The following is a 22,464-nucleotide window of genomic DNA, read 5'->3' on the forward strand; positions in this document are numbered from 1 at the left end:
ACGGGGAAGCCATGACGGTGAGTGCGGTCCTGCTGGTGACGGCCGTGGTCTGGGCGGTCAGCGTGATCCGCTCGGTCCGGCTCCGGGCGCTGGTCTACAGCCTTCCGTTGCCGATGACGCTCGCCCTGGTCAGCACGCCGTACGGGGTGGGCGGTGCGCAGGTGCTCGGCGTGCTCGGGCTCAACCTCTTCTTCGTCACCGTGGCGGTCACCCATCAGCGGCTGCGCTGGCCCATCCTGCTCGCCGACGGCGCGGGGATCGCTGTCTACGTGGCGCTGAGCGCAGGTCTGTTGGCCGTCGACATCCCGTTCGAGGAGGCCCTCGGCGCCACGCTCGTGCTCTGGCTGGCGGCCATGCTCCTGCTGCGCCGTCGAGCCCGTACGCGGGTCGCCTCAGCAACCGCTGCCGGCGGAGCGGACGCCGCCGCTGCCGGCGAAGCGGACGCTGCCGCTGCCGGACCGGCCGCTGCCGGCGACGCGGACTCCCGCGCGGAGACGCCGGCCGAAGGTCGCCCGGACGGTCTGCCGGCGCTGCTCAAGTTGCTGGTCATCTTCGTCGGGGCGATCCTCACCGCGGTGCTCGGCGCGGTGTTGCGCGGCATGGTGGTGACATTCCCGTACTCGGGGGTGCTGGTCGCCGTCGAGGCTCGCCGTCAGTTGGTCGAGTTCAGCGGGCACTTCGCGCGCAACAGCCTCGCGCTGGTCGGTTTCCTCACCGCGTACCACTACCTGCAGGACGTCTCGTCGGCCGTCGCGCTGGGCAGCGGCTGGGCGGCATTCGCGGTGGTCGCCACCGCCCTGCACCTGCCGCTGCGCCGCCCCGGATCCGCCCGGGCCAGTCCGCCGAGACGCGTGTCGAGACCGCTGCGGCCGGCGGCCGAGCCAGCCAGCCACCGTGCGGTGAGCCCGCCTAGCGGGCGCTCCTGACCAGGTCCGCGATCTGGGCGAGCGGTTCGGCATACGCGGGCCAGCCGAGGCCGTCGACGCTGCGCGTGGGGCGGCGGCGTACCCCGTCCACCGCGCCCGCCGAGACGATCGCGGTCAGCAGGTCGGACGACCACGCGGGCTCCAGCAGCGTACGAAGCTCGGGCACCTCGGGGCGCAGCAGCGACAGCGCGCCGACGAGGGCTGCGGCGGCCCAGTTGGAGGTGCCGCCGACGAGCAGCGCGTCCGCGCCGACCACGCACCGGATCAGCTCGCCCGAGGCGACCACCCGGCCGACGAGTTCCGCCGGCAGGAGGCCCATCCCCAGTTCGTTGCCGCCGTCGCCGATGCCGATCCGAAACGCCGAACCGGCGCGGTAGAGCCGGTCCAGGGGGGCCGTGTGCGCGCCGATGTCCTCGCCGCGCATGTTGCGGGGTCGACCGTCCATCCCGGGCCCGACCCGTTCGCAGGCGATGAGGTGCGTCAGGCGGCCGTAGCGGGGCAGGAGGGCGTCGGCCCACTCGTCGCCGCGTGCCTCCCCGGCGACAGTGGACGGACCCAGGGTAACGGGGCCCGGCGAGGCTGCGGATCGAGTGGCGGTAGGCCGCTGACGCTGCGCGAAACAGCGGTGAAATGGCGGGATTGTCTCGGAAACCGTTGACGTGCTGTCAGGCCGGAACGGCCTTGCGCTACACCCTGACAGTTGTTCGCGCGGGCCGGCGGTGGGAGCGTGCGGTATCCACGAACGCCGCTGAAGGGTTGCCACCATGACCGACGACCTGCTGGCCCGCCACCGGGCCGTGCTTCCGTCCTGGATGCCCCTCTACTACGACGAGCCGATCGAGCTGGTCTCCGGCTCGGGCCGCCGGGTCACCGACGCGCAGGGCCGCACCTACCTGGACTTCTTCGGCGGCGTGCTGACCAACATGATCGGGTACGACATCCCGGAGATCCGTGAGGCGGTCGAGCGGCAGCTCGCCACCGGCATCGTGCACACCTCGACGCTCTACCTGATCCGCCAGCAGGTGGAGCTGGCCGAGAAGATCGCCCAGCGCTCCGGCATTCCGGACGCCCGGGTGTTCTTCACCAACTCCGGCACCGAGGCGAACGAGGCGGCGCTGCTGGTCGCCACCAACTACCGCCGCTCGCACCAGGTCCTGGCGGTGCGCAACAGCTACCACGGCCGGTCGTACGCGGCGATGGGTGTCACCGGCAACCGCAACTGGTCGGCCAGCGGCCTCAACCCGCTCCAGGTGGCCTGGCTGCACTCGGGTGACCGGGTGCGCGGTCTGCTGGCCCGGCTCAGCGCCGAGGAGCAGGTCGACGCGGCGGTGGAGGACCTGCGCGAGGTGCTGGCCACCCAGACCGCCGGTGACGTGGCCGCGCTGATCGCCGAGCCGATCCAGGGCGTGGGCGGTTTCGTGCACCCGCCGGACGGGCTCTTCGCCGGCTGGAAGAAGGTCCTCGACGAGCACGGCATCCTGTTCATCGCCGACGAGGTGCAGACCGGCTGGGGGCGTACCGGGGAGCACTTCTGGGGTTACCAGGCGCACGGCGTCACCCCGGACCTGCTCACCTTCGCCAAGGGTGTCGGCAACGGGTTCGCTCTCGCCGGGGTGGTCGGCCGGGCCGAGGTGCTCCAGGCGGTGCCGGGGATCAGCTTCTCCACCTTCGGCGGCAACCCGATCTCGACGGCGGCCGGCAACGCGGTGCTCGACTACCTCCTCGCGCACGACCTCCAGGCCAACGCGGCCCGCGTCGGCGCGATCCTCGCCGATGGCCTGCGGTCCGCGGTGGGCGGTCTCGACTGCGTCGCCGAGGTACGCGGAAAGGGGCTGATGCTCGGCGTCGAGTTCGTCCGGCCGGGCGGCAGCGAGCCGGATCCGGTGCTGACCAACCGGGTCTTCGAAGCCGCTCGGGACGGTGGCCTGCTGGCCGGCAAGGGCGGCCTGTACGGCAACGTGCTGCGGATGGGACCGCCGTTGACGTTGACCGAGGAGGAGGCCCGCGAGGGCCTGGCGATCCTGGTCGACGCGATCCGTTCGTCGGCGGAGGTGGCGGCATGAGCATCGGCCACTTCGTCGACGGCAAGCGGGTCGGCGGCACATCCGAGCGACGCGGTGACGTGTTCGACCCGGCGACGGGTCGGCGTACCGCCGAGGTGGAGCTGGCCTCGACCGCGGACGTCGACGTCGCGGTGCGGTCCGCCGCCCGCGCGGCCCGCGACTGGCGCGACGCGTCGCTGGCGAAGCGGTCGACCGTGCTGTTCGCGTTCCGCGAGCTGGTGCACGCCCGGCGGGACCGGCTCGCCGAGGTGATCACCGCCGAGCACGGCAAGGTGCTCGCCGACGCCGCCGGCGAGGTGCAGCGCGGCCTGGAGGTCATCGAGTACGCCTGCGGCCTGCCGTCGGCGCTGCGCGGCGCGTTCAGCGAGAACGTCTCCACCGAGGTCGACTCGTACACCATCCGGCAGCCGCTCGGGGTGGTCGCGGTGATCTCCCCGTTCAACTTCCCGGTGATGGTGCCGCTGTGGTTCGTGCCGGTGGCCGTGGCCTGCGGCAACGCGGTGGTGCTGAAGCCGAGCGAGAAGGACCCGAGCGCGGCGCTGCTGCTGGCCGAGTGGTTCGCCGAGGCCGGCCTGCCGGACGGGGTGCTCAACGTGGTCAACGGCGACGCCGAGGCGGTCGACGCGTTGCTGGAGCACCCGGAGGTGCGGGCGGTGTCGTTCGTCGGCTCCACCCCGATCGCCCGGTACGTCTACCAACGCGGCACGGCCGCCGGCAAGCGGGTGCAGGCGCTCGGTGGGGCGAAGAACCACATGGTGGTGCTCCCCGACGCCGACCTGGACCTGGCCGCCGACGCGGCGGTCAACGCCGGGTTCGGCTCGGCGGGGGAGCGGTGCATGGCCATCTCGGTGCTGGTGGCGGTGGAGCCGGTGGCGGACGCGCTCGTCGAGCGGATCGCCGCCCGGGTGACCGGGCTGCGCACCGGCGACGGCCGACGGGGCTGCGACATGGGTCCGTTGGTCACGGCCGCGCACGCGGCGAAGGTGCGCTCCTACGTGGACGCCGGGGTGACCGCCGGCGCGGTGCCGGTGGTGGACGGGCGGGACGTGACGCCGGACGGCCACCCGGACGGCTTCTGGCTCGGCCCGACCCTGTTCGACCGGGTGACCCCGGACATGTCGATCTACACCGACGAGATCTTCGGGCCGGTGCTGAGCGTGGTCCGGGTCGGCTCGTACGACGAGGCGGTGGAGCTGGTCAACGCCAGCCCGTACGGCAACGGCACGGCGATCTTCACCAACGACGGCGGCGCGGCCCGGCGCTACCAGCACGAGGTGGAGGTCGGCATGGTGGGGATCAACGTGCCGATCCCGGTGCCGATGGCGTACCACTCGTTCGGCGGCTGGAAGTCGTCGCTCTTCGGCGACCTGCACGCGCACGGCGAGGACGGGGTGCGGTTCTTCACCCGGGGCAAGGTGGTCACCAGCCGGTGGCTGGACCCGCGCCACGGTGGGGTCAACCTCGGGTTCCCCACCCAGACCTGAGCAACCGCAGGACGCCCGCCCCGGCCAGGTACGCCAGCAGCGCCGCGACGGGTGTGCCGAAGGGTTCCCGGGCGTGCGGCGAGGTCGTGCTGTTGATCAGCAGCGCGACCACCACGGCGATGTACCCGGCCACGGTCAGCGCCGCGCGGGCCGTGGTGCTGCGGCCAACCCGCCGTGCGGTGCGGTGCCGGGCGCTGCGCGCCTCGACCGGGCCGAAGATCGCGACCAGCACCGCCAGGACGGCCGCGAGCAGCAGCAGCCAGGGGACTCGCCACGCCCACCAGGCGCCTGAACCGGCGGCCGGAGTGGGCAGCGTCCCGGTCGTGTCGAGCAGCCCGATGAGCAGGATCGCGGCGGTCAGGTGCCAGAGGAAGATGGTCAGCACCACCAGGTTGACCCCGATCACCAGCTGCCACGGGCCGGTGCGGCGCAGCAGGCGTTCCGCTGGCCGGCGCAGCAGCAGGATCAGGCCGAGCTGGGCGGTGGCGACGGCCAGCAACGCGAGGCTGGGCGGGCTGAGGTTGTCCAGGCGCTCGCCGGGCACGTGCAGCATCGCCACCGGCCACGGGCCGGGCCCGGTGAGCAGCAGCAGAGCGGCCAGCCCGCTGGTCAGGAACACCAGCCCGGCCCGCCGGGAGGTGGGCAGCCGCCGCCGGCGTACCCCCGGGTGGTCGGGAGCCGACGGCCCGCCGGCGTCGTCGGCGGCGGCTGACGGTGGCGCGGTCTCGGTGGTCGGCGGCGCTGCGGGCGTGGTCTCGGTGGCGGTCGGCGGGGTGGCGCGGGTGTCGTACCAGGCGAAGCCGAGCTGGTGTATGGCCAGCCAGCCGAACAGGTAGCTGCCGTAGCTCAGCTCCACCGACCCGGTCAGCCGGGCCAGGTCCCCGAGGCCCACCAGGGCGACCAGCACCAGCGGGACGGCCAGGCCGAGACGGCGGTGCAGCGCGTACATGGCTGGGGTGAGCACGACGACCGCCAGGTAGGCGATCAGGAACCACAGGGGGATGGTGGCGAACCAGACCACCTCGCGAATTCGGGTCGGGTCGACGCCGCGCAGCCGGGCCACCGCCGCCGCCCCGGTGAGCACGAGCAGCAGCGCGCTCGTGGGGCGGACCAGTCGGGCACTGCGGTCGAGCAGCCAGTCCGCCGCATTGCCACCCCGGGCGCGCAGCCGGGTCAGCGAGGCCGCGTTGGCGTAGCCACCGACCAGGAAGAACACGGGCATCACCTGGGCCACCCAGGTCAGCGGGTACGCCCAGCGCAGGTCGCCGAGCGCGGAGTGCCCGGTGGGTTGGCCGGAGGCGTCCCGCCCGATCACCGTGACGCCCCAGTGTCCGAGAACGACCATGGTGATAGCGAGCGCGCGGAGCAGGTCGACGTACCGCTCCCGTCCGGCCGGGGTGCGGTCGGCGAGGTCGCGCAGACGGCGCATCACCTCAGGCTAGGCGACCGACGGCGGCCGGTGGTGATAACGGTTCGACAGTCAGGACTTGAAGTCCGGGCCGGCCTGTCGTAGAAATTCTTCAGCAGCAACGCGTTAACTGAAGAGAATCGACGTGCCTCGCGCGGCGGACGCCTCCCCCCACTTCCGGCGATCCGCCCGACCCGACCCGAGGAGATCTGATGAACAGGCGTGACATCCTGCGGCGCAGCGCCGCCGCCGGCCTGCTGGCCACCCCCGCCGCCGGTCTGCTGAGCGGTTGTGCGACCGGCGGCGGTGACAAGGGCGATGCCGAGACCTACCAGGGCACCAAGAGCGCCGAGAACCCGCTCGGCGTGAAAGAGGACGCCCCGCTCGAGGTGGTGATCTTCGGCGGCGGGTTCGGTGAGGAGTACGCCAAGGCCCACGAGGCCATGTACACCGAGAAGTACCCGAAGGCGAAGATCAAGCACTCCGCCACCCAGGAGATCAGCAAGACCCTTCAGCCGCGCTTCGTCGACGGCACGCCACCCGACGTGGTCAACAACTCCGGCGCCAGCCAGATCGACTTCAACGGCCTGGTCAGCCAGAACGCCATCGCCGACCTGGGCGAGCTGCTCGCCGCGCCGAGCCTCGACGTGCCCGGCAAGACCGTCAAGGACACCCTGCTGCCCGGCGCGGTGGAGGTCGGCTCGTACGACGGCACGTTCCTGGTGCTCAACTACACCTACACCGCCTACGGCATCTGGTACTCCGAGAAGCTGTTCACCGAACGCAAGTGGGAGTACGCCAAGACCTGGGACGACCACATCGCGCAGTGCAAGCAGATCAAGGCGGCCGGCATCGCCCCCTGGACGTACGCGGGCCTGCACCCGCGCTACATGAGCTGGCCGCTGATCGCCACCGCGATCAAGCTCGGCGGGCCGTCGGTGGCGACCGCGATCGACAACCTGGAGCCGAACGCCTGGAAGTCCGACTCGATGCGGACCGCCGCCGACGCGTGGCACCAGATCGTCAAGGACAAGTTCATCCTGGAGGGCTCGCCCGGCCTGGACCACAAGCAGTCGCAGACCGCCTGGTGCCAGGGCAAGGCCGCCTTCATCTCCTGCGGTTCCTGGTTGGAGAGCGAGCAGAAGGACGTCACCCCGGCCGGGTTCAACATGACCATCGCGCCCACCCCCAGCCTGGGCAGCGGCGACAAGCTGCCGTTCGAGGCGATCCGGGGCACCGCGGGCGAGCCGTTCATGGTGCCGGCCAAGGCCCGCAACGTCGCCGGTGGTCTGGAGTACTTCCGAACCATGCTGTCGCGCAAGGGCGCGCAGGACTTCACGAAGAAGGTCGCCAGCCTCACCGTGGTCGCCGGCGCCACCGAGGGCGTCGAGCTGCCGTACGGGCTCAAGACCGTGGTCAAGGCACTCGACGCGTCCGGGGCCAACGGCTTCAACTGGGTCTACAACAACTACTACCGCAAGCTGGAGCGCAACCTCGTCGACGCGGCGTGCGGCGAGTTCTTCAGCGGCCGGATCGGCCCGGCGGAGTTCCTCGACCAGTGCCAGAAGGGCGCCGACTCGATCGCCCAGGACAGCTCGATCAAGAAGTACAAGCGAGCGGCTTGACAGCCCGGCCGGTGGGGGCGAGCGCGCCCCCACCGGTCGCACTCCGGGAGAGGTCCACCGTGAAACATGGCAAGTGGCCGCTGATCGTCACGTTCCTGGTGCCGCCGGTGCTGCTGTACGTCTTCTTCGTCGTCTCGCCGTACCTGCAGGCGTTCCAGATCTCCACCACCGACTGGCTCGGCTACTCGGCCGACGCCAACCAGGTCGGGCTGGCGAACTTCACGGCGCTGTGGCACGACGACTACGTGTGGAACGCGCTGAAGAACAACGTGATCCTGCTGGCCCTGGTGCCCGTGCTGACCATCGGGTTCGGGCTCTTCTTCGCCACCATGCTCGCCCTGGGCGGGCGCCGGGGCCGCGCCGGAGTCACCGGGGTCCGCGGTGGCGCGTTCTACCGCACCGTGTACTTCTTCCCGCAGGTGCTCTCCGTGGTGATCATCGCGCTGCTGTTCAAGGAGGTCTACCACCCCAACAAGGGGCTGTTGACCAGCGCGCTGCACGCCGTCGGCCTGCCCGCGCCGACCTGGCTCGGCGACCCGGCGACCGCCTTCTGGTGTGTGCTGGCGGTGATGGTGTGGAGCAACGTCGGCTTCTACGTCGTCCTGTTCGGCGCCGCGATGTCGGCCGTGCCGAAGGAGATCTACGAGGCGGTGCTGCTCGACGGCGCGTCCCGGTTCACCACGCTGCGGCGGATCACCCTGCCGCTGCTCTGGGACACCGTGCAGGTCGCCTGGGTCTACCTGGCCATCTTCGCCCTGGACGGGTTCATCCTCGTGCAGCTCATGACCAACGGCGGACCGAACTTCTCCACCGACGTGATCGGCGTACGGATGTACGACACCGCCTTCGGCAGCGAGACCAAGTTCGGCTACGCCTCGGCGATCGGCGTGGTGATGTTCTTCCTGACCCTCTCGGTGGCGGTGCTGTCGCTGCGGGTCGGCCGGCGCGATCGGATCGAGTACTCGTGACCACACTGGACCAGCCCACCGCCGCCGCGCCGACGCCGACCTCGGGTCGGGACCGTCCCGTCCGCCGGGAATTCGGCGTCGCCAACGCCCTCTCGCACGGCTTCCTGCTGCTCTGGGGCCTGCTCACCGTCCTGCCGCTGCTGTGGATGTTCCTCAGCTCGTTCAAGACCAACGGCGAGATCCTGGCCGACCCGTGGGGGCTGCCCGCGTCGCTGAGCTGGGACAACTGGGCGCGCGCGTGGACCGGGGCGCACATCGGCCGGTACTTCCTCAACAGCCTCGTGGTGGTCACCGGCTCGGTCAGCCTCACCATGCTGATGGGCGCCGCCGCCGCGTACGTCTTCGCCCGGTACGAGTTCCGCGGCCGGCAGATCGTCTACTACCTGTTCGTCGGCGGCCTCATGTTCCCGGTGTTCCTCGCCCTGGTGCCGCTGTTCTTCGTGGTCCGCAACGCCGGCCTCTTCGGCACCTGGACGGGACTGATCCTGGTGTACGCGGCCTACTCGCTGCCGTTCACGGTGTTCTTCCTGACCGCGTTCTTCCGGACCCTGCCGACCTCGGTGGCCGAGGCGGCCATGGTCGACGGCTGCGGTCACTTCCGGCTCTTCTTCCGGGTGATGCTCCCGATGGCGCGTCCGGGACTGATCAGCGTGGCGATCTTCAACTTCCTCAGCCACTGGAACCAGTTCCTGCTGCCGCAGGTGCTGATGCAGGGCGACGAGTCCAAGTGGATGCTCGCCCAGGGGCTGTTCGCGTTGTCGGTCAGTCAGGGCTACGCGGGGGACTACGCTCGGCTCTTCGCCGGGTTGAGTATCGCGGTGCTGCCGGTGCTGGCGATCTACGTGGCCTTCCAGCGGCAGGTCCAGGCCGGCCTGACCGCGGGCCAGCTCAAGTAGGGTCTCGGCTTGACCGGTAGGAAATCTCCTACCTATTGTGGTCGGCATGACCGTGACCCACGTGCAACTACTCTCCGTACCCGTCACCGACCAGGATCGGGCCCGGGACTTCTACGTCGACGTCCTCGGGTTCGACCTGGTCCGGGACAACCCGATGGGCCCCGACGGCGGGCGCTGGGTGCAGGTGGCGCCCCCGGGCGCCGCCACCGCCCTCACCCTGGTGACCTGGTTCCCGACCATGCCGCCCGGGTCCCTCAAGGGCCTGGTGCTGGAGACCGACGACCTGGACGCGGACGTCGCCCGGCTACGGGAGCGGGGGGTCGACTTCGCCAACGGGGGCATCCAGTCCGCCCCCTGGGGCCGGTACGCCACCTTCGACGACCCCGACGGCAACGGCATCGTCCTCCAGGCGACCCGTGTCTGAGTCGGCCGTCTTCGCGGCGCTGGCCAACCCGACCCGGCGTGAGCTGCTGCGGCTGCTGCGCGACGGCGGGCAGCAGCCGGTGCAGCGGCTCGCCGAGCACTTCGACATGCGCCGGCCGAGCCTGTCCGAGCACCTCAAGGTGCTCAAGGAGGCCGGCCTGGTGGTCGAGCGGCCGGTCGGACGGCAGCGGCTGTACGCGCTCCGGCCGGAGCCGCTGCAGGAGGTCGCCGACTGGCTCAGCCCGTACGAGGCGTACTGGCGCGGTCGACTCGGGGCGCTGCGCGACGTGCTGGACGAGCTTGACGATGAGTGAGCGCGGCACCATCCGGGTGGACCAGTTCCTGCCGCACCCGCCAGCCAAGGTCTGGCGAGTGCTGACCGATCCTGATCTCATCGCGCGCTGGCTGATGCGGACCGACTTCGTGCCGGTCGTCGGCCACCGGTTCACCTTTCGCACCGACCCGCGCCCCGGGTTCGACGGCATCGTGCACTGCGAGGTGCTCGACCTGGACCCGCAACGCCTGCTGTGCTGGTCCTGGCGCGGCGGATCGCTGGACACCGTGGTGACCTGGACCCTCGTCGCCGAGGGGCGCGGCACCCGGCTGTTCCTCGAACACTCCGGCTTCGACCCGGACGACCCGCTCCAGCAGCGTACCTACGCCCTGCTCGACGGCGGCTGGCGCTCGCACGTCTGGCGCCGCCTCACCACGGTCCTCGACGCCCTCTAGCCCCGCGCCCGCATCGCGCCCCGCGCGGACATGTCGCGCTCGATCCTCGAACGAGTCCCTTCGTCGCGGCGGGAGGCCACTACCTCCTGGATCGGGCGCGATCTTGCCCGTCGCAGCGAGGCGTCGTCGCCGGCGCGTGTCGCGGCGAGGTGGCGTGTGGCTGGGGCGCGGTGGGCGCCGGCGGGGCGCGATGGGGTGGTCAGGGGGCGGGGAAGAGGCGGGCGTGCAGGGCGGCCGGGTCGGTCACCTCGGGCAGTTCACGGGCGGCGAGCCAGGCTGCGGCGGCGGCCCCGTCACCGGCGGTGCGCAGGGGCGCGGACGGCCAGCGTCGGCCGATCTCGGCGCGGACGGCGGTGGCCAGCGGGGTGTCCGCGGTGAGCAGCCCGCCGCCGAGCACGACCGGCGTCGTCGCCCCGGCGAGACGGATCCGGCCGACGCTCCCGGCGAGGTGGGTGGCGGCCTCGGCGATCAGCGCGGTGGCGACCGGTTCGCCGTCGGTCGCGGCGGTGACGACCAGTGGCGCCAGCCGGGCCAGGTCGATCGGCGGCCGGCGGGTGACCGCCTGGATCGTGGCGTCGACGGTGTCGCGGGGGCGGGGAGCGACGTCGGCGCTGCCCACCAGGTCGGTGAGCACCGCCGCGCCCAGCGTGCCCGGCGCGTGGCCGGCGTCCAGGTCGGCGAGGAGCCGGCGGACCGCCTCGCGGCCGAGCCAGAAGCCCGACCCGGCGTCGCCGAGCAGCCAGCCGTGGCCGTCGGCGGTCCGGTCGAGTCGCAGGTCGACGACCTGCGCGGTGATCGCGCCGGTGCCGGCGATGAGCACCGTCCCGTCGGGCTCGGCGGTGCCGGAGGCGTAGGCGACCAGGGCGTCGCCGTATACGGCGTACGGGCAGCGCAGGCCGGCGTCGTGCCAGGCGCGGTCGAAGGCGGCCCGTCCGGCAGGGTCGGCGAGCAGCCGGGCTGCGCCGGCCAGCCCGATGGTGCCGGCGGCCACCCGGGCCGGGTCGACGTCGGCGAGCGCGGCGCGCAGCGCGGTCGACAGTTCGGCTGCGGCCCGTTCGGCGCCGTGGCTGGTGGGGTTGCCGCCGCCGGCTCGGCCGGTGCCGAGGCGTTCGCCGGCGAGGGTCAGGGCGGTCGCCCGGGTGGACGTACCCCCGACGTCGAGACCGACCACGACGGTGTCGGACATCGGCACGGGCCTCCTTGCGCTGCGCGGTGCTGGGCCTGTTCATGCTGGTCGGCGGCGCCGCGGAGGGCAACTTCGGGCCGGCGCGGAGGGCTGTGCGCCAGGTAACAGTTTGAAAACTTCGCCCACAGTCTTGACACAGAGGGCCGTTCAGTAAGAACTTTTACCACTAACAGTTAACAGTCTTTTCGGAAAGGTGAGGCGACCCATGGTTGATCACGAGGTGGACACCGTCGCGGGGACCGCGGTGGTCGACGCCCACGTGACCGACCGGAGGAACTCACCCTCCGACGGGGTGCTGGCCCGGGTGCGCAACGGACTCGCCGAGCTGACCGGCGCGCTGCGCCGCGTCGCCGAGCACGTCCTCAGCGACCCGGAGGCCGCCGCGCGCTCCACCATTGTGGAGCTTGCCGAGCGCAGTGGCACCTCGCCGGCCACCATCACCCGCTTCTGCCGGGCGATGGGCTTCGAGGGGTACGCCGACCTGCGGCTGGGCATCGCCGCTGAGACCGGCCGGGCCCGCCTGGCCGGCTGGACCGTCGACATCGGCCGCGAGATCCAGCCCACCGACCCCCTCGCGCGGGTGCTCGACCAGATCATGGCGGCCGACACCCGGGCCATGCACGACACCGCCGCGCTGCTCGACCTCGGCGAGGTGGAACGCGCCGCGGTGGCCATCGCCGGCGCCAGCCGGGTGAACATCTTCGGCGCCAGCGGCAGCGCCCTGGTCGGCGAGGAGATGCAGTTCAGCCTGCACCGCATCGGGGTGGCCGCCTGGGCCTGGAGCGACGTGCACGAGGGGCTGGCCAGCGCCGCGCTGCTCGGCGTCGGCGACGTCGCGCTCGGCATCTCGCACACCGGCCAGACCCGCGAGACGATCGAGATGCTCGCCGAGGCGGGCAGCCGGGGCGCCACCACTCTCGCCCTCACCGGTTTTCCCCGCTCACCGCTGGCCGAGCTGGCCGACATCGTGCTGCTCACCGCCAGCCAGGCCACCACCTTCCGGCCGGACGCCCTCTCCGCCCGCCACCCGCAACTGGTGGTGCTCGACCTGCTCTACATCGCCGTCGCCCAGCGCACCCACGACCGCGCCCACGCGGCCTTCCGGCGCACCGCGCAGGCCGTCGACGGGCACAAGGCCGCGAAAGGGGCCCTCTCATGATCAGTGCCCAGGGGTACGCGGACGCCGTCCGCCCGGTGCTCGACCGCCTGCTCGACTCGGAGGCCGACGGGATCACCCGGGCCGCCGACCTGATCGCCGACAGCCTGCGCGCCGGCGGCGTGCTCCAGGCGTTCGGCGCCGGGCACTCCGAGGCGTTCGCCGCCGAGCTGGTCGCCCGCGCCGGTGGGCTGGTCCCCACCAACCGGCTCTCGGTACGGGACCTGGTGGTGCACGGCGACGCCCCGCGCGACGTGCTCGCCGACCCCAAGCTGGAACGCGACCCCTCCATCGCCCACCAGATCTACGCCCTCGCGGCGCCCCAGCCGCGCGACGTGTTCGTGGTGGCGTCCCAGTCCGGCATCAACGGCTCGGTGGTCGAGCTGGCGGCGCTGGTCACCGAGCGCGGTCACCCGTTGATCGCGGTCACCTCGGTCGAGCACACCGCGCGGGTGGCGCCACGGCACCCGTCCGGTCAACGGCTCGCCGACCTCGCCGACGTCGTGCTGGACAACGGCGCGCCGTACGGTGACGCACTGCTGCCGCTCGAGGGCGGCGGCGCGGTCTGTGCGGTCTCCTCGGTCACCACCGCGCTGCTGGCGCAGTTGCTGACCGCTGAGGTCGTACGACGGTTCCATCAGGCCGGGGAGGTACCCCCTATCTACCTCTCCGCCAACGTCCCCGGCGGGGACGAGCACAACAACGCCCTCGAGTCGCGGTACGCCGGGCGTCTCCGGCGCACCGCCTGACCCGAATTCCACAAGGAGAGACGACGATGTCGATTACCCCCGAGCACCCGGCCGCACTCGACCGTCGCACGGTGCTGCGTCGCGCCGCCGCCGTGGGCATGCTCGCCACTCCGGCCATCGGCCTGCTCAGCGCCTGCGCGACGAGCAGCGGCGGTGACAAGGACAACGAGAAGGCCGCCGAAGGCACCAAGAGCGCGACCAACCCGCTGGGCGTCAAGGAGGACGCCCCCATCGAGGTGATCATCTTCAACGGCGGCTACGGCGAGAAGTACGCCACCGACGTGCACGAGCCGCTCTACAAGAAGGCGTTCCCCAAGGCGGAGATCAAGCACCAGTCCACGCAGGCCATCTCCACCGTGCTCCAGCCGCGGTTCGCGTCCGGCAACCCGCCGGAGTTCGTGAACAACTCGGGCGAGAAGCTGATGGACTTCGGCGCGCTGGTCGCCGACGGTCAGCTCCAGGACCTCACCGAGCTGTGGGACGCCCCGTCGGTCGACGACCCGGCCAAGAAGGTCCGCGACACCGTGGTGCCGGGCACCGTCGAGGCGGGCTCGTTCAACGGCAAGCCGTACGTGCTGTACTACGTCTCCACCGTCTTCGGCATCTGGTACTCGGCCAAGCTGTTCAAGGACAACGGCTGGGCGCCGGCGAAGACCTGGGACGACTTCATCAAGCTGCTCACCGCCATCAAGGCCAAGGGCATCACGCCGTACGGCTACGCCGGGGCGAACGCGGCGTACTACCAGTGGAACGTGATCCTCACCCAGGCCGCCAAGATCGGTGGCGTGGAGGTGCTGAAGAACATCGACAACCTGGAGGACGGCGCCTGGAAGCAGGACGCGGTCAAGCAGGCGGCCACGGCGTGGGCCGAGGTCGGGGCGAAGTTCAGCGACAAGAGCTTCGAGGGGCTCAAGCACACCGACGTGCAGCTGCGGCAGAACCAGTACAAGGTGGCCCTGTACCCCAGCGGTGACTGGCTGGAGGGCGAGCAGAAGCAGGACACCCCGGCCGGCTTCGACTACCAGCTCATGCCGGTGCCGAGCCTCACCGCGTCGGACAAGCTGCCGGCCACCGCGCTGCGGGCCACCGCGGGCGAGGGCTACTTCGTCTCGGCGAAGAGCAAGAACCCCAAGGGCGGCCTGGAGTACATGCGCCAGATGCTGTCCACGGCGGGCGCGAAGGGCTTCACCGAGGTGGTCAAGGCCCCGACCGTGGTCACCGCCGGCTCGGAGGGCTTCGCCTTCCCGCCCGGTGTGGCCAGCTCGCAGGCCGCGCTCAAGGCGGCCGGGCAGGACGTGTTCAACCTGTACTTCGACGGCTGGTACAAGGAGCTCGACACCGAGGCGCGCAGCGCCACGAACGAGCTGATGTTCGGCCGGATCAACGCGGACGCCTTCGTGGAGCGGATCCAGAAGCGCGCCGACGCGATCAAGAAGGACAGCTCGGTCGCCAAGTTCAAGCGCTGATCGATCGGAGCTAGGGTCATGCGGCACGGCAAGTATCCATTCGTGATCGGGTTCCTGTTCGCCCCGGTCGCGCTGTACGTGACATTCGTGATCTGGCCGTACGCCCAGGCGTTCCAGATCTCGATGACCAACTGGCGAGGGCTCTCCGCCCCGCAGTGGGTGGGCTTCGACAACTACCGGAAGCTGCTCGACGACGGCGCCTTCTGGAAGGCGGTCCAGCACCACGGCGTACTGCTGCTTGCCCTGCCGCTGATCACCATCGCCATCGCATTGTTCTTCGCCTTCCTGCTCAACGTGGGTGGCAAGAGCAGTGGCGGGCAACGCCAGGGGGTCTGGGGGGCGAAGTTCTACCGGGTGGTGTTCTTCTTCCCCCAGGTCCTGGCGGTGGCGATCATCGCGGTGCTGTTCCAGATGGTCTACCGGCCGAACGAGTCGGGTCTGATCAACGGCGTGCTGATGAAGCTCGGCCTGGATCCGATCCTCTTCCTGGTCAAGCCGAACCTGGCCCTCTGGTCGATCCTCGCGGTGCTGGTCTGGCAGGCCGTCGGCTTCTACGTGGTGCTCTTCTCGGCCGGGATGGCCTCCATCCCGGGCGAGATCTACGAGGCCGCGGAGATGGACGGGGCGAGCAGGGTGACCCTGTTCTTCCGGGTCACCCTGCCGCTGCTCTGGGACACCCTCCAGGTCGCGTGGGTCTATCTGGGCATCGCGGCGTTCGACGCGTTCGCCATCGTGGCCGTGCTCTCGGTCGACGGTGGTGGCCCGGACGGCGCCACCACCGTGCTGGCCATGGAGATCTACCGCAACGCGTTCGTCTACTCGAAGTACGGTTACGCCTCCGCAATGGGCGTGGCGCTGTTCTTCCTCACCCTCACGTTCGCGGCGCTGACGCTGCGGCTCACCAAGCGGGAAAGCGTGGAGTACTGATGAACCCGCAGTCGACGCTGCCGCCGACGCCGGCGGCCCTACCGCCGAAGACCGGCGACCCGTCGCCCTCCGGCCGACGCGGCAAGGGCCCCCGCTCGGAGGTGCGGCTCTTCGCCGGCCTGGGACACATCGCGCTCGCCGTGTGGGCGGTGATCGTGATCGTGCCGATCCTCTGGACCTTCCTCGCCGCATTCAAGAACACCAGCGAGATCTTCAGCAGCCCGTGGACGCTCCCGGCGGAGCTGCGGTGGGAGAACTTCGGCCGGGCGTGGACCAAGGCGCACGTCGGCCGGTACTTCCTCAACAGTGTCCTCGTGGTCTCGTGCAGCACCTTCGGCACCATGCTGCTCGGCTCGATGGCGGCGTACGTGCTGGCGCGGTACCGGTTCTGGGGCAACCGGGCGATCTACTACCTGTTCGTCTCGGGGCTGGCGTTCCCGGTCTTCCTGGCCCTGGTGCCGCTCTTCTTCGTGGTGAAGCAGTTGGGCATGCTGGACACCTACCAGGGCGTGGTGCTGGTCTACATCGCGTACTCGCTGCCGTTCACGATCTTCTTCCTGGCCGCGTTCTTCAAGACGCTGCCGAGTTCGGTGGCCGAGGCGGGGATGATCGACGGCTGCGGGCACACCCGGCTGTTCTTCAAGGTCATGATGCCGATGGCGAAGCCGGGTCTGATCAGCGTGGCGATCTTCAACATCATCGGGCAGTGGGCGCAGTACCAGCTCCCGTTGGTGCTGCTCTCCAACGCCAAGGACAAGTGGGTGCTCACCCAGGGCATCGCCGACATCTCGGTCAACGCCGGCTACGAGGCGGACTGGTCCGGGTTGTTCGCCGCGCTGACCATCGCCATCCTCCCGATGATCATCGTGTACGCGGTCTTCCAGCGTCAGATCCAGGCCGGCCTCACCTCCGGCGCGGTCAAGTAGGCCGTCACCTCTGGCGCTCGTCGGCGTGGGCGTGCCACGAGCGCCAGAGGGCGGCGTACGCCCCGCCGGCCGCGACGAGGTCGTCGTGACTGCCGATCTCGGTGATCCGGCCGTCCGCCAGGACGGCCACCCGGTCGGCGTCGTGGGCGGTGTTGAGCCGGTGCGCGATGGCGATGACGGTCCGCCCGACGAGCACGGCGGCCAGGGCCCGCTCGGTCCGCCGAGCGGTGCTCGGGTCGAGCGCCGCGGTCGCCTCGTCCAGGATCAGCGTGTGCGGGTCGGCGAGCAGCAGGCGGGCCAGCGCCAGTTGCTGGGCCTCGGCCGCGCCGAGCTGCCGGGCGCCGTCGCCGAGCGCGGTGTCCAGACCCTCGGGTAGCTCGTCGTACCAGTCGGCGCCCACAGTGGCCAGCGCGGCGCGCATCTGCTCGTCCGAGGCGTCCGGTGCGGCGAACGCGAGGTTGTCGCGTACCGAGCCGATGAAGACGTGGTGCTCCTGGGTGACCAGGGCGATCCGCCGCCGGCGTTCGGCCGGGTCCAGGTCGGTGACCGGGCAGCCGCCGATGCTGACGACGCCCCGCCGTGGCGCGTCGATGCCGGCCAGCAGCCGGGCCAGGGTCGACTTGCCGGCGCCCGACGGGCCGACGACCGCCAGCCGTTCGCCGGGCCGCACCTCCAGGTCGATGCCGTGCAGCACGTCGTGCCCGTCGGCGTACGAGAACCGCGCCTCGCGCACGACGAGCCGCTCGCCCCGCGAGGTGGCCGTGGTCCCCGGCGGCTCCGGTGGGACCAGCCCGACGCCGAGCACCCGGGCGTACGACGCGAAGCCGCGCTGCGCCTGCTCCGTCCACTGCAACAGCCGGTCCAGCGGGTCGATGGCCTGCTGGAGGTAGAGCGCGGCGGCGACCACCGCGCCGAGCGAGACCCGGTCGGCGGCGAACAGGTAGCCGCCGACGAGCAGGACCATGGCGACGGGCAGCGGATAGCTGGCCTCCACGACCGAGAAGAACACGGTCCGCAGCGCGAGGGTCGCCCGGCGGGCCTGCCACACCCGGGTGACGCGGGTGGTGCCGTGCCGGATCCGGTCGTCGGCCAGCCGCAGCGCCTCGACCGTGCGGGCCCCCTCGGCGGTGGTGGTCAACGCCTCGGTCAACTCGGCCGCCTGGGCACCCTCGGTGAGGTACGCGGAGCTGGCCCGACGCAGGTACCACCGGGTCACCGCCACGATCGACGGCAGCCCGGCCAGCGCCGCGACCCCGAGCAGTGGATGCAGCAGGAAGACCGCCCCGAACAGCAACGTCAACTGCACCGAGGCGATGACGATGGTGGGCACCACGTCCCGGACGGTGGTCCCGACCGTCGCCACGTCGACCGAGCTGCGAGTGGCCAGGTCCCCGGAGCCGGCGCGCTCGACGACCGACACCGGCAGCCCGAGGGTCCGGGAGACGAACTCCTCGCGCAGCTCGGCGACGGCCCGTTCACCGAAGCGGTGGCCGGCGTACTGGGCGTAGCGGGAGAGCAGGGCGCTGACCAGGACACAACCGGCGATCGCGAGTGCCAGTCGGTCCACTGTGGCCACGCCGGCGCCGGCGCTGACCCGGTCGACGATGGTGCCCAGCAGCCAGGGCGGGGCGAGGCCGGCGACCGCGGCGGCGCTGTGCAGCACCAGCACGACGCCGACGGCCCGGCGATGCCGGCTGATCATGTCCCGAAGGGCACGGCGTACGGTGCCGCGGTCCGCGATCGGCAGCCGGGTCACCGGTACGCCTCCTCGGCGTCGGCGGGCCGCTCGGCCATCGGATCGTCGCCGCCCCGGGCCACCAGGTGCCGGTAGCCCGGGTCGTGGTCGAGCATGTCCTCGTGCGTGCCGGTGGCGGTGATCCGGCCTCCGCTCAGGTGCGCGACCACGTCGGCGCGGCCAAGCAGCAGCGGCGACGTGGCGAGCACCACGGTGGTCAGCCCCGCCCGAGCCGTCCGCAGCCGCTCGGCGATCCGCGCCTCGGTGTGCGCGTCCACGGCCGAGGTCGGGTCCACGAGGACCAGCACCTCCGGCTCGGCGAGCAACGCCCGGGCCAGGCGGACCCGTTGGCGTTGACCGCCGGAGAGCGTCCGGGCCCGGGCGTCCAGCGGGGTGTCCAGCCCGGCCGGGAGGGCGTCGACGATGTCGTCGGCCGACGCGGTCCGCAGGGCGGCGCCGAGCCGTTCGTCGCCGACCCCGGGGCGCAGCACGTCACGCAGTGTCCCAGCGAAGAGGTACGAGTCGTGGTCGGCGACCAGGATCCGGGCACGGACCTCGTCCAGGGCGACCCGGGTCAGCGGGAGGCCACCCCAGGTGGTGTCGCTGACGACGTACCGGCCCAGCCGGTCGGCCAGCGCCACGGCGGCCGCCGGGTCGTCGGCGGCCACCGCGGTCAGCCGGCCGGCGCGTACGGTCAGCCCGGTCACCGGGTCGTGCAGGTCGGCGGGGCCGTTCGGCGCGGCCACCGCGTGCGGGTGGCGCGCGTCGGGCACGGCGGACGGCCACCGGCGACCCGGCCCGCCGACGTCGTCCGGGGTGAGCCGGAGCAGGTCGGTGATCCGCCGGGCGGCGACCCGACCCCGGATCAGCTGGTGGCTGCCCTCCAGGAGAAACCAGACCGGCACGATCAGGCTCGCGACGATGCCGTAGACGGCGACGAGTTCACCGACGCTGACGGTGCCGCTGACCACCATCCGGGCCGTCAACCACACCACCGCCGCCAGGAACAGGCCGGGGATGGCGACGGTCGCCGCGTCGATCCAGCTGACGACCGCGCCGACGCGGTAGCCCTCGGCGCGCAGGTCCGCAGAGCGGGCCGCGTACCGTCGGGCGAAGAGATCCCGGCCGCCCACCCCGGCCAGCACGCGCAGCCCGGCCACGATGTCGCCGGACCGGGCGGTGAGCGCGCCCTGCTGCCTCCGGTAGATCGACTCCGCCCGTTCCAGTCGGCGCAGCAGCGGCCCGACGACCAGCGCGACCGCCGGCATACCCACCAGCACGCAGAGCGCGAGCAGCGGTGAGATCGACCAGAGCACTACGGCGATGACCCCGTACGCGACGATCGCGCCGACCCCCGGCCCGGTCAGTGTCAGCACCTGCGCCGACCAGTCGATGTCGGAACCGCCCACGGTGGCGACCTCACCGGCGGCGGAACGGCGGGGCAGCGCAGCGCCGACCCGGGACAGCTGACGCAGCAGCACCTCCGCCGAGCGGGCCTTGGCGTCCTCCCGGATGAAGGTCATCGTGCGGTGTCGCATGATGCCCAGGTACGACAACGCCACCCCCGCCACGACGATCGCCACGACCCACAGGGCCAGGGCGCGGCTGTCGCGGGCGCGCAGGCCGTCGTCGACGGCGCGGGCGATCAGGTAGGGCCGGGCCGAGAGCCCGACCATCCAGGCCGTGCCGAGCAGGCTGCCGCGCAGCACCCGCCAGGGCTGGCACCGGACCAGCCACCACAGGTACCGCATCGGACCGCGGGTGTCGGGGGTGCCGGGGTCGGAGTGTGGGATCTGGGGAGGCACCTGGCCACGCTATCGAGCACCGGGCCGACGCACCGACCTGTTTTCCTGTCGGAGGGGGAAGGCAGAATCACATTCGTGCTGGTGGCGGTGGTGGCGGGCGAACGCGGTGGGGGAGAGCTGCGTCCGCTCGACGCCGCCGGCCGACCCGTCGGCCCGATCGAGACCGTCAGCGACCTCGCGGCCGCGATGGCCGCACGGGAGGCGGCCGAGCACCCACGGTGGGTCTGGGCCGCCGCGGGTGCGATCTACCCGGCGCTGCTGCGGGCCGGGGTGCGCGTCGAGCGGTGCCACGACGTGGAGTTGACCGAGGCCCTGTTGCTCGGGCAGGCCGGCCGTTGGGGTGAGCCCCGCTCGCTGGCCGCCGCCTGGGCCCGCCTGACCGGCGCTCCGGTGCCGGCCGACCCGCCGCCGCGCGCCGCCGCGCCGCCCGGGCACGGCCAGGGTGCGCTCTTCGACACGCTGCCCGGTCCGCCGGGGCCGGGCATCGAGGCACTGACCCGGGTGTACGCCGACCAGCTCGCCCGGGTCGCCACCACCGAGCACCCGGGCCGGTTCCGGCTGCTGGTGGCCGCCGAGTCGGCCGGCGCGTTGATCGCGGTGGAGATGGGCGTCGCCGGGCTGCCCTGGCGGGCCGAGGTGCACGACGCGATCCTCGCCGAGCTGCTGGGGGAGCCGTCCCCGGTCGGCGGGCCGCCGCGCCGGTTGGCCGAGTTGGCGGCCCTGATCGCCGACGCGTTCGGCGTCCGCCAGCTGCACGCCGACTCCCCGGCCGAGCTGCTCAAGGCGTTCGCCCGGGCCGGGGTGGAGCTGCCCAACACCCGGGCCTGGGTGTTGCGCGGGGTGGACCATCCGGCGGTGCCCCTGGTGCTGGAATACAAGGAGCTGTACCGGATCTGGACGGCGCACGGCTGGTCCTGGCGTGAGCAGTGGGTGCGCGACGGGCGGTTCCAGCCGGAGTACGTGCCGGGCGGGGTGGTCTCCGGCCGCTGGGCGACCCGGGGCGGTGGCGCGTTGCAGATCCCCAAGGTGATCCGCCGGGCGGTGGTGGCCGACCCGGGCTGGCGGCTGGTGGTCGCCGACGCCGGCCAGTTGGAGCCCCGCGTCCTGGCGGCGGTCTCCGGCGACGCGCGGCTGGCGGCGGCGGGCGGCGCCGGTGACCTGTACGCCGCGCTCGCCCGGGACTCGTTCGGTGGTGACCGTCCCCGGGCCAAGGTGGCCCTGCTCGGGGCCATGTACGGGCAGACCGGCGGTGCGGCGGTGCCCGCGCTGGCGGTGCTCAAACGCAGCTACCCGACGGCGTTCGGCTACGTCGAGGCGGCGGCGCGCACCGGTGAGGCGGGCGGGTTGGTGCGCTCGTGGCTGGGGCGCACCTGCCCACCCGGCTCGGTCGGCCTCGGTGACCCCGACGAGGGGCCGACCGATCCGGACGCCGCGGCCGATCGGCAGAGCCCTCGGGCGCGAGCCGCCCGGTCCCGGGGGCGCTTCACCCGTAACTTCGTCATCCAGGCCACCGCCGCGGAGTGGGCCTCGACGCTGCTGGCCACACTGCGCACCGAGTTGTCCGGCACCGACGCCGAGCTGGTCTTCTTCCAGCACGACGAGGTGATGGCGCACTGTCCGGCCGAGCAGGCCGAGGCCGTGGCGGCGGCGGTGAGCCGGGCGGGTGAGCGGGCCACCGCGCTGCTGTTCGGTGACACCCCGGTGCGCTTTCCCCTGGATCTGTCCATCGTCGACTGCTACGCCGACGCGGCCTGACCGGCTCGCACTGCGTGGCCGGTTCGGCGAGCGTGGCCGGTTCGGCGGAGGTCATCGCGTGCGATGATCAACTCCACATCGCCGACGTAGCGGCATCCAGGCACCTGGATACCCCCAGGTGGGCGACGTGGAGTCGATCGTCCACCCGGGGGTGCGCCCGTCGGTCGCCGGGCCGTCCGGTGCTGCGGCGGTCGCGGAGTACGCCATCGCAGGCCTCGCCGTCGGTGGTCCGGTGCG

General features: G+C 72.1%; 20 protein-coding genes. 15 read left to right on the forward strand and 5 right to left on the reverse strand.

Translation table 11 applies throughout. The features are described from left to right. Nucleotides 1-11 precede the first annotated feature (11 nt). Nucleotides 12-926, forward strand: coding sequence for a hypothetical protein (locus ACFYPH_RS26310; protein WP_387185451.1), 915 nt, complete (start codon nucleotides 12-14; stop codon nucleotides 924-926). Here the strand turns inward: ACFYPH_RS26310 and ACFYPH_RS26315 are convergent. Beyond that, nucleotides 910-1,692 (reverse strand): glutamate cyclase domain-containing protein, encoded by a 783-nt coding sequence (locus tag ACFYPH_RS26315; RefSeq protein ID WP_355139388.1) that lies wholly within the window; start codon nucleotides 1,690-1,692, stop codon nucleotides 910-912. The genes ACFYPH_RS26310 and ACFYPH_RS26315 overlap by 17 nt on opposite strands. Between ACFYPH_RS26315 and ACFYPH_RS26320 the strand changes: the two genes are divergently transcribed. Together ACFYPH_RS26320 and ACFYPH_RS26325 are read left to right on the forward strand one after the other, a co-directional pair. Continuing rightward, nucleotides 1,691-2,989: an aspartate aminotransferase family protein gene (locus tag ACFYPH_RS26320; RefSeq protein ID WP_355067155.1), complete on the forward strand. Its 1,299-nt coding sequence runs from the start codon at nucleotides 1,691-1,693 to the stop codon at nucleotides 2,987-2,989. The two genes, ACFYPH_RS26315 and ACFYPH_RS26320, sit on opposite strands and share 2 nt — an antisense overlap. Next, a complete protein-coding gene (locus ACFYPH_RS26325; protein ID WP_387185455.1) occupies nucleotides 2,986-4,473 on the forward strand; it encodes a CoA-acylating methylmalonate-semialdehyde dehydrogenase in 1,488 nt (495 codons plus the stop codon). Before ACFYPH_RS26320 ends, ACFYPH_RS26325 begins: the two co-directional genes overlap by 4 nt. On the opposite strand, the gene ACFYPH_RS26330 is transcribed toward ACFYPH_RS26325, so the two are convergent. Then, nucleotides 4,445-5,902 carry an acyltransferase gene (locus ACFYPH_RS26330; RefSeq protein WP_355139392.1) on the reverse strand — a complete coding sequence of 486 codons (1,458 nt, stop codon included), beginning with the start codon at nucleotides 5,900-5,902 and terminating at the stop codon, nucleotides 4,445-4,447. The genes ACFYPH_RS26325 and ACFYPH_RS26330 overlap by 29 nt on opposite strands. 191 nt (nucleotides 5,903-6,093) lie before the next feature. Between ACFYPH_RS26330 and ngcE (ACFYPH_RS26335) the strand changes: the two genes are divergently transcribed. The 6 genes from ngcE (ACFYPH_RS26335) to ACFYPH_RS26360 are packed head-to-tail and all read left to right on the forward strand — an operon-like array spanning nucleotide 6,094 to nucleotide 10,522. Next, on the forward strand, nucleotides 6,094-7,506 hold the full coding sequence (ngcE, locus tag ACFYPH_RS26335) for an N-acetylglucosamine/diacetylchitobiose ABC transporter substrate-binding protein (protein WP_355067157.1): 1,413 nt from the start codon (nucleotides 6,094-6,096) through the stop codon (nucleotides 7,504-7,506). Nucleotides 7,507-7,565: 59 nt separating this feature from the next. Next, on the forward strand, nucleotides 7,566-8,474 hold the full coding sequence (locus ACFYPH_RS26340) for a sugar ABC transporter permease (protein ID WP_354858404.1): 909 nt from the start codon (nucleotides 7,566-7,568) through the stop codon (nucleotides 8,472-8,474). Next, nucleotides 8,471-9,370, forward strand: coding sequence for a carbohydrate ABC transporter permease (locus tag ACFYPH_RS26345; RefSeq protein ID WP_387185460.1), 900 nt, complete (start codon nucleotides 8,471-8,473; stop codon nucleotides 9,368-9,370). The genes ACFYPH_RS26340 and ACFYPH_RS26345 overlap by 4 nt, the downstream gene beginning before the upstream one ends. A 46-nt stretch (nucleotides 9,371-9,416) precedes the next feature. Then, entirely contained in the window at nucleotides 9,417-9,794 is a 378-nt protein-coding gene (locus ACFYPH_RS26350; RefSeq protein ID WP_354858399.1) for a glyoxalase superfamily protein, read from the forward strand. After that, the gene (locus ACFYPH_RS26355; RefSeq protein ID WP_354858396.1) at nucleotides 9,787-10,107 is read left to right on the forward strand and encodes a metalloregulator ArsR/SmtB family transcription factor; all 321 of its coding nucleotides are present in this window, start codon (nucleotides 9,787-9,789) and stop codon (nucleotides 10,105-10,107) included. Before ACFYPH_RS26350 ends, ACFYPH_RS26355 begins: the two co-directional genes overlap by 8 nt. Next, nucleotides 10,100-10,522 carry an SRPBCC domain-containing protein gene (locus ACFYPH_RS26360; RefSeq protein WP_354858394.1) on the forward strand — a complete coding sequence of 141 codons (423 nt, stop codon included), beginning with the start codon at nucleotides 10,100-10,102 and terminating at the stop codon, nucleotides 10,520-10,522. The genes ACFYPH_RS26355 and ACFYPH_RS26360 overlap by 8 nt, the downstream gene beginning before the upstream one ends. Before the next feature lie 199 nt (nucleotides 10,523-10,721). On the opposite strand, the gene ACFYPH_RS26365 is transcribed toward ACFYPH_RS26360, so the two are convergent. Then, nucleotides 10,722-11,708, reverse strand: coding sequence for an N-acetylglucosamine kinase (locus ACFYPH_RS26365; RefSeq protein WP_387185466.1), 987 nt, complete (start codon nucleotides 11,706-11,708; stop codon nucleotides 10,722-10,724). A gap of 205 nt (nucleotides 11,709-11,913) precedes the next feature. On the opposite strand from ACFYPH_RS26365, the gene ACFYPH_RS26370 reads away from it, so the two are divergent. Genes ACFYPH_RS26370 through ACFYPH_RS26390 form a run of 5 tightly spaced genes read left to right on the forward strand, consistent with a single transcriptional unit; the run spans nucleotide 11,914 to nucleotide 16,932 of the window. After that, nucleotides 11,914-12,867 (forward strand): MurR/RpiR family transcriptional regulator, encoded by a 954-nt coding sequence (locus ACFYPH_RS26370; protein ID WP_354858390.1) that lies wholly within the window; start codon nucleotides 11,914-11,916, stop codon nucleotides 12,865-12,867. Further along, the gene (locus ACFYPH_RS26375) at nucleotides 12,864-13,613 is read left to right on the forward strand and encodes an SIS domain-containing protein (RefSeq protein ID WP_354858387.1); all 750 of its coding nucleotides are present in this window, start codon (nucleotides 12,864-12,866) and stop codon (nucleotides 13,611-13,613) included. The genes ACFYPH_RS26370 and ACFYPH_RS26375 overlap by 4 nt, the downstream gene beginning before the upstream one ends. 26 nt (nucleotides 13,614-13,639) lie before the next feature. Further along, complete coding sequence (ngcE, locus tag ACFYPH_RS26380; protein ID WP_354858384.1) at nucleotides 13,640-15,079, forward strand: N-acetylglucosamine/diacetylchitobiose ABC transporter substrate-binding protein; 1,440 nt, start codon at nucleotides 13,640-13,642, stop codon at nucleotides 15,077-15,079. Between the two features lie 18 nt (nucleotides 15,080-15,097). Next, nucleotides 15,098-16,006, forward strand: a complete 909-nt coding sequence (locus tag ACFYPH_RS26385; RefSeq protein ID WP_354858382.1) for a sugar ABC transporter permease — start codon at nucleotides 15,098-15,100, stop codon at nucleotides 16,004-16,006. Further along, nucleotides 16,006-16,932 carry a carbohydrate ABC transporter permease gene (locus tag ACFYPH_RS26390; protein ID WP_354858380.1) on the forward strand — a complete coding sequence of 309 codons (927 nt, stop codon included), beginning with the start codon at nucleotides 16,006-16,008 and terminating at the stop codon, nucleotides 16,930-16,932. The genes ACFYPH_RS26385 and ACFYPH_RS26390 overlap by 1 nt, the downstream gene beginning before the upstream one ends. A 4-nt stretch (nucleotides 16,933-16,936) precedes the next feature. Here ACFYPH_RS26390 and ACFYPH_RS26395 read toward each other — a convergent pair whose 3' ends face one another. Together ACFYPH_RS26395 and ACFYPH_RS26400 are read right to left on the reverse strand one after the other, a co-directional pair. Further along, on the reverse strand, nucleotides 16,937-18,634 hold the full coding sequence (locus tag ACFYPH_RS26395; RefSeq protein WP_387185568.1) for an ABC transporter ATP-binding protein: 1,698 nt from the start codon (nucleotides 18,632-18,634) through the stop codon (nucleotides 16,937-16,939). Nucleotides 18,635-18,684: 50 nt separating this feature from the next. Then, nucleotides 18,685-20,418 carry an ABC transporter ATP-binding protein gene (locus tag ACFYPH_RS26400; RefSeq protein ID WP_387185572.1) on the reverse strand — a complete coding sequence of 578 codons (1,734 nt, stop codon included), beginning with the start codon at nucleotides 20,416-20,418 and terminating at the stop codon, nucleotides 18,685-18,687. A gap of 99 nt (nucleotides 20,419-20,517) precedes the next feature. Here ACFYPH_RS26400 and ACFYPH_RS26405 point away from each other — a divergent pair, with 99 nt between their 5' ends. Next, on the forward strand, nucleotides 20,518-22,227 hold the full coding sequence (locus ACFYPH_RS26405; protein WP_387185575.1) for a bifunctional 3'-5' exonuclease/DNA polymerase: 1,710 nt from the start codon (nucleotides 20,518-20,520) through the stop codon (nucleotides 22,225-22,227). Nucleotides 22,228-22,464: the final 237 nt, after the last annotated feature.

Origin of the sequence: Micromonospora sp. NPDC005252 (genome assembly GCF_042872475.1) — a bacterium.
Lineage (GTDB): Bacteria > Actinomycetota > Actinomycetes > Mycobacteriales > Micromonosporaceae > Micromonospora.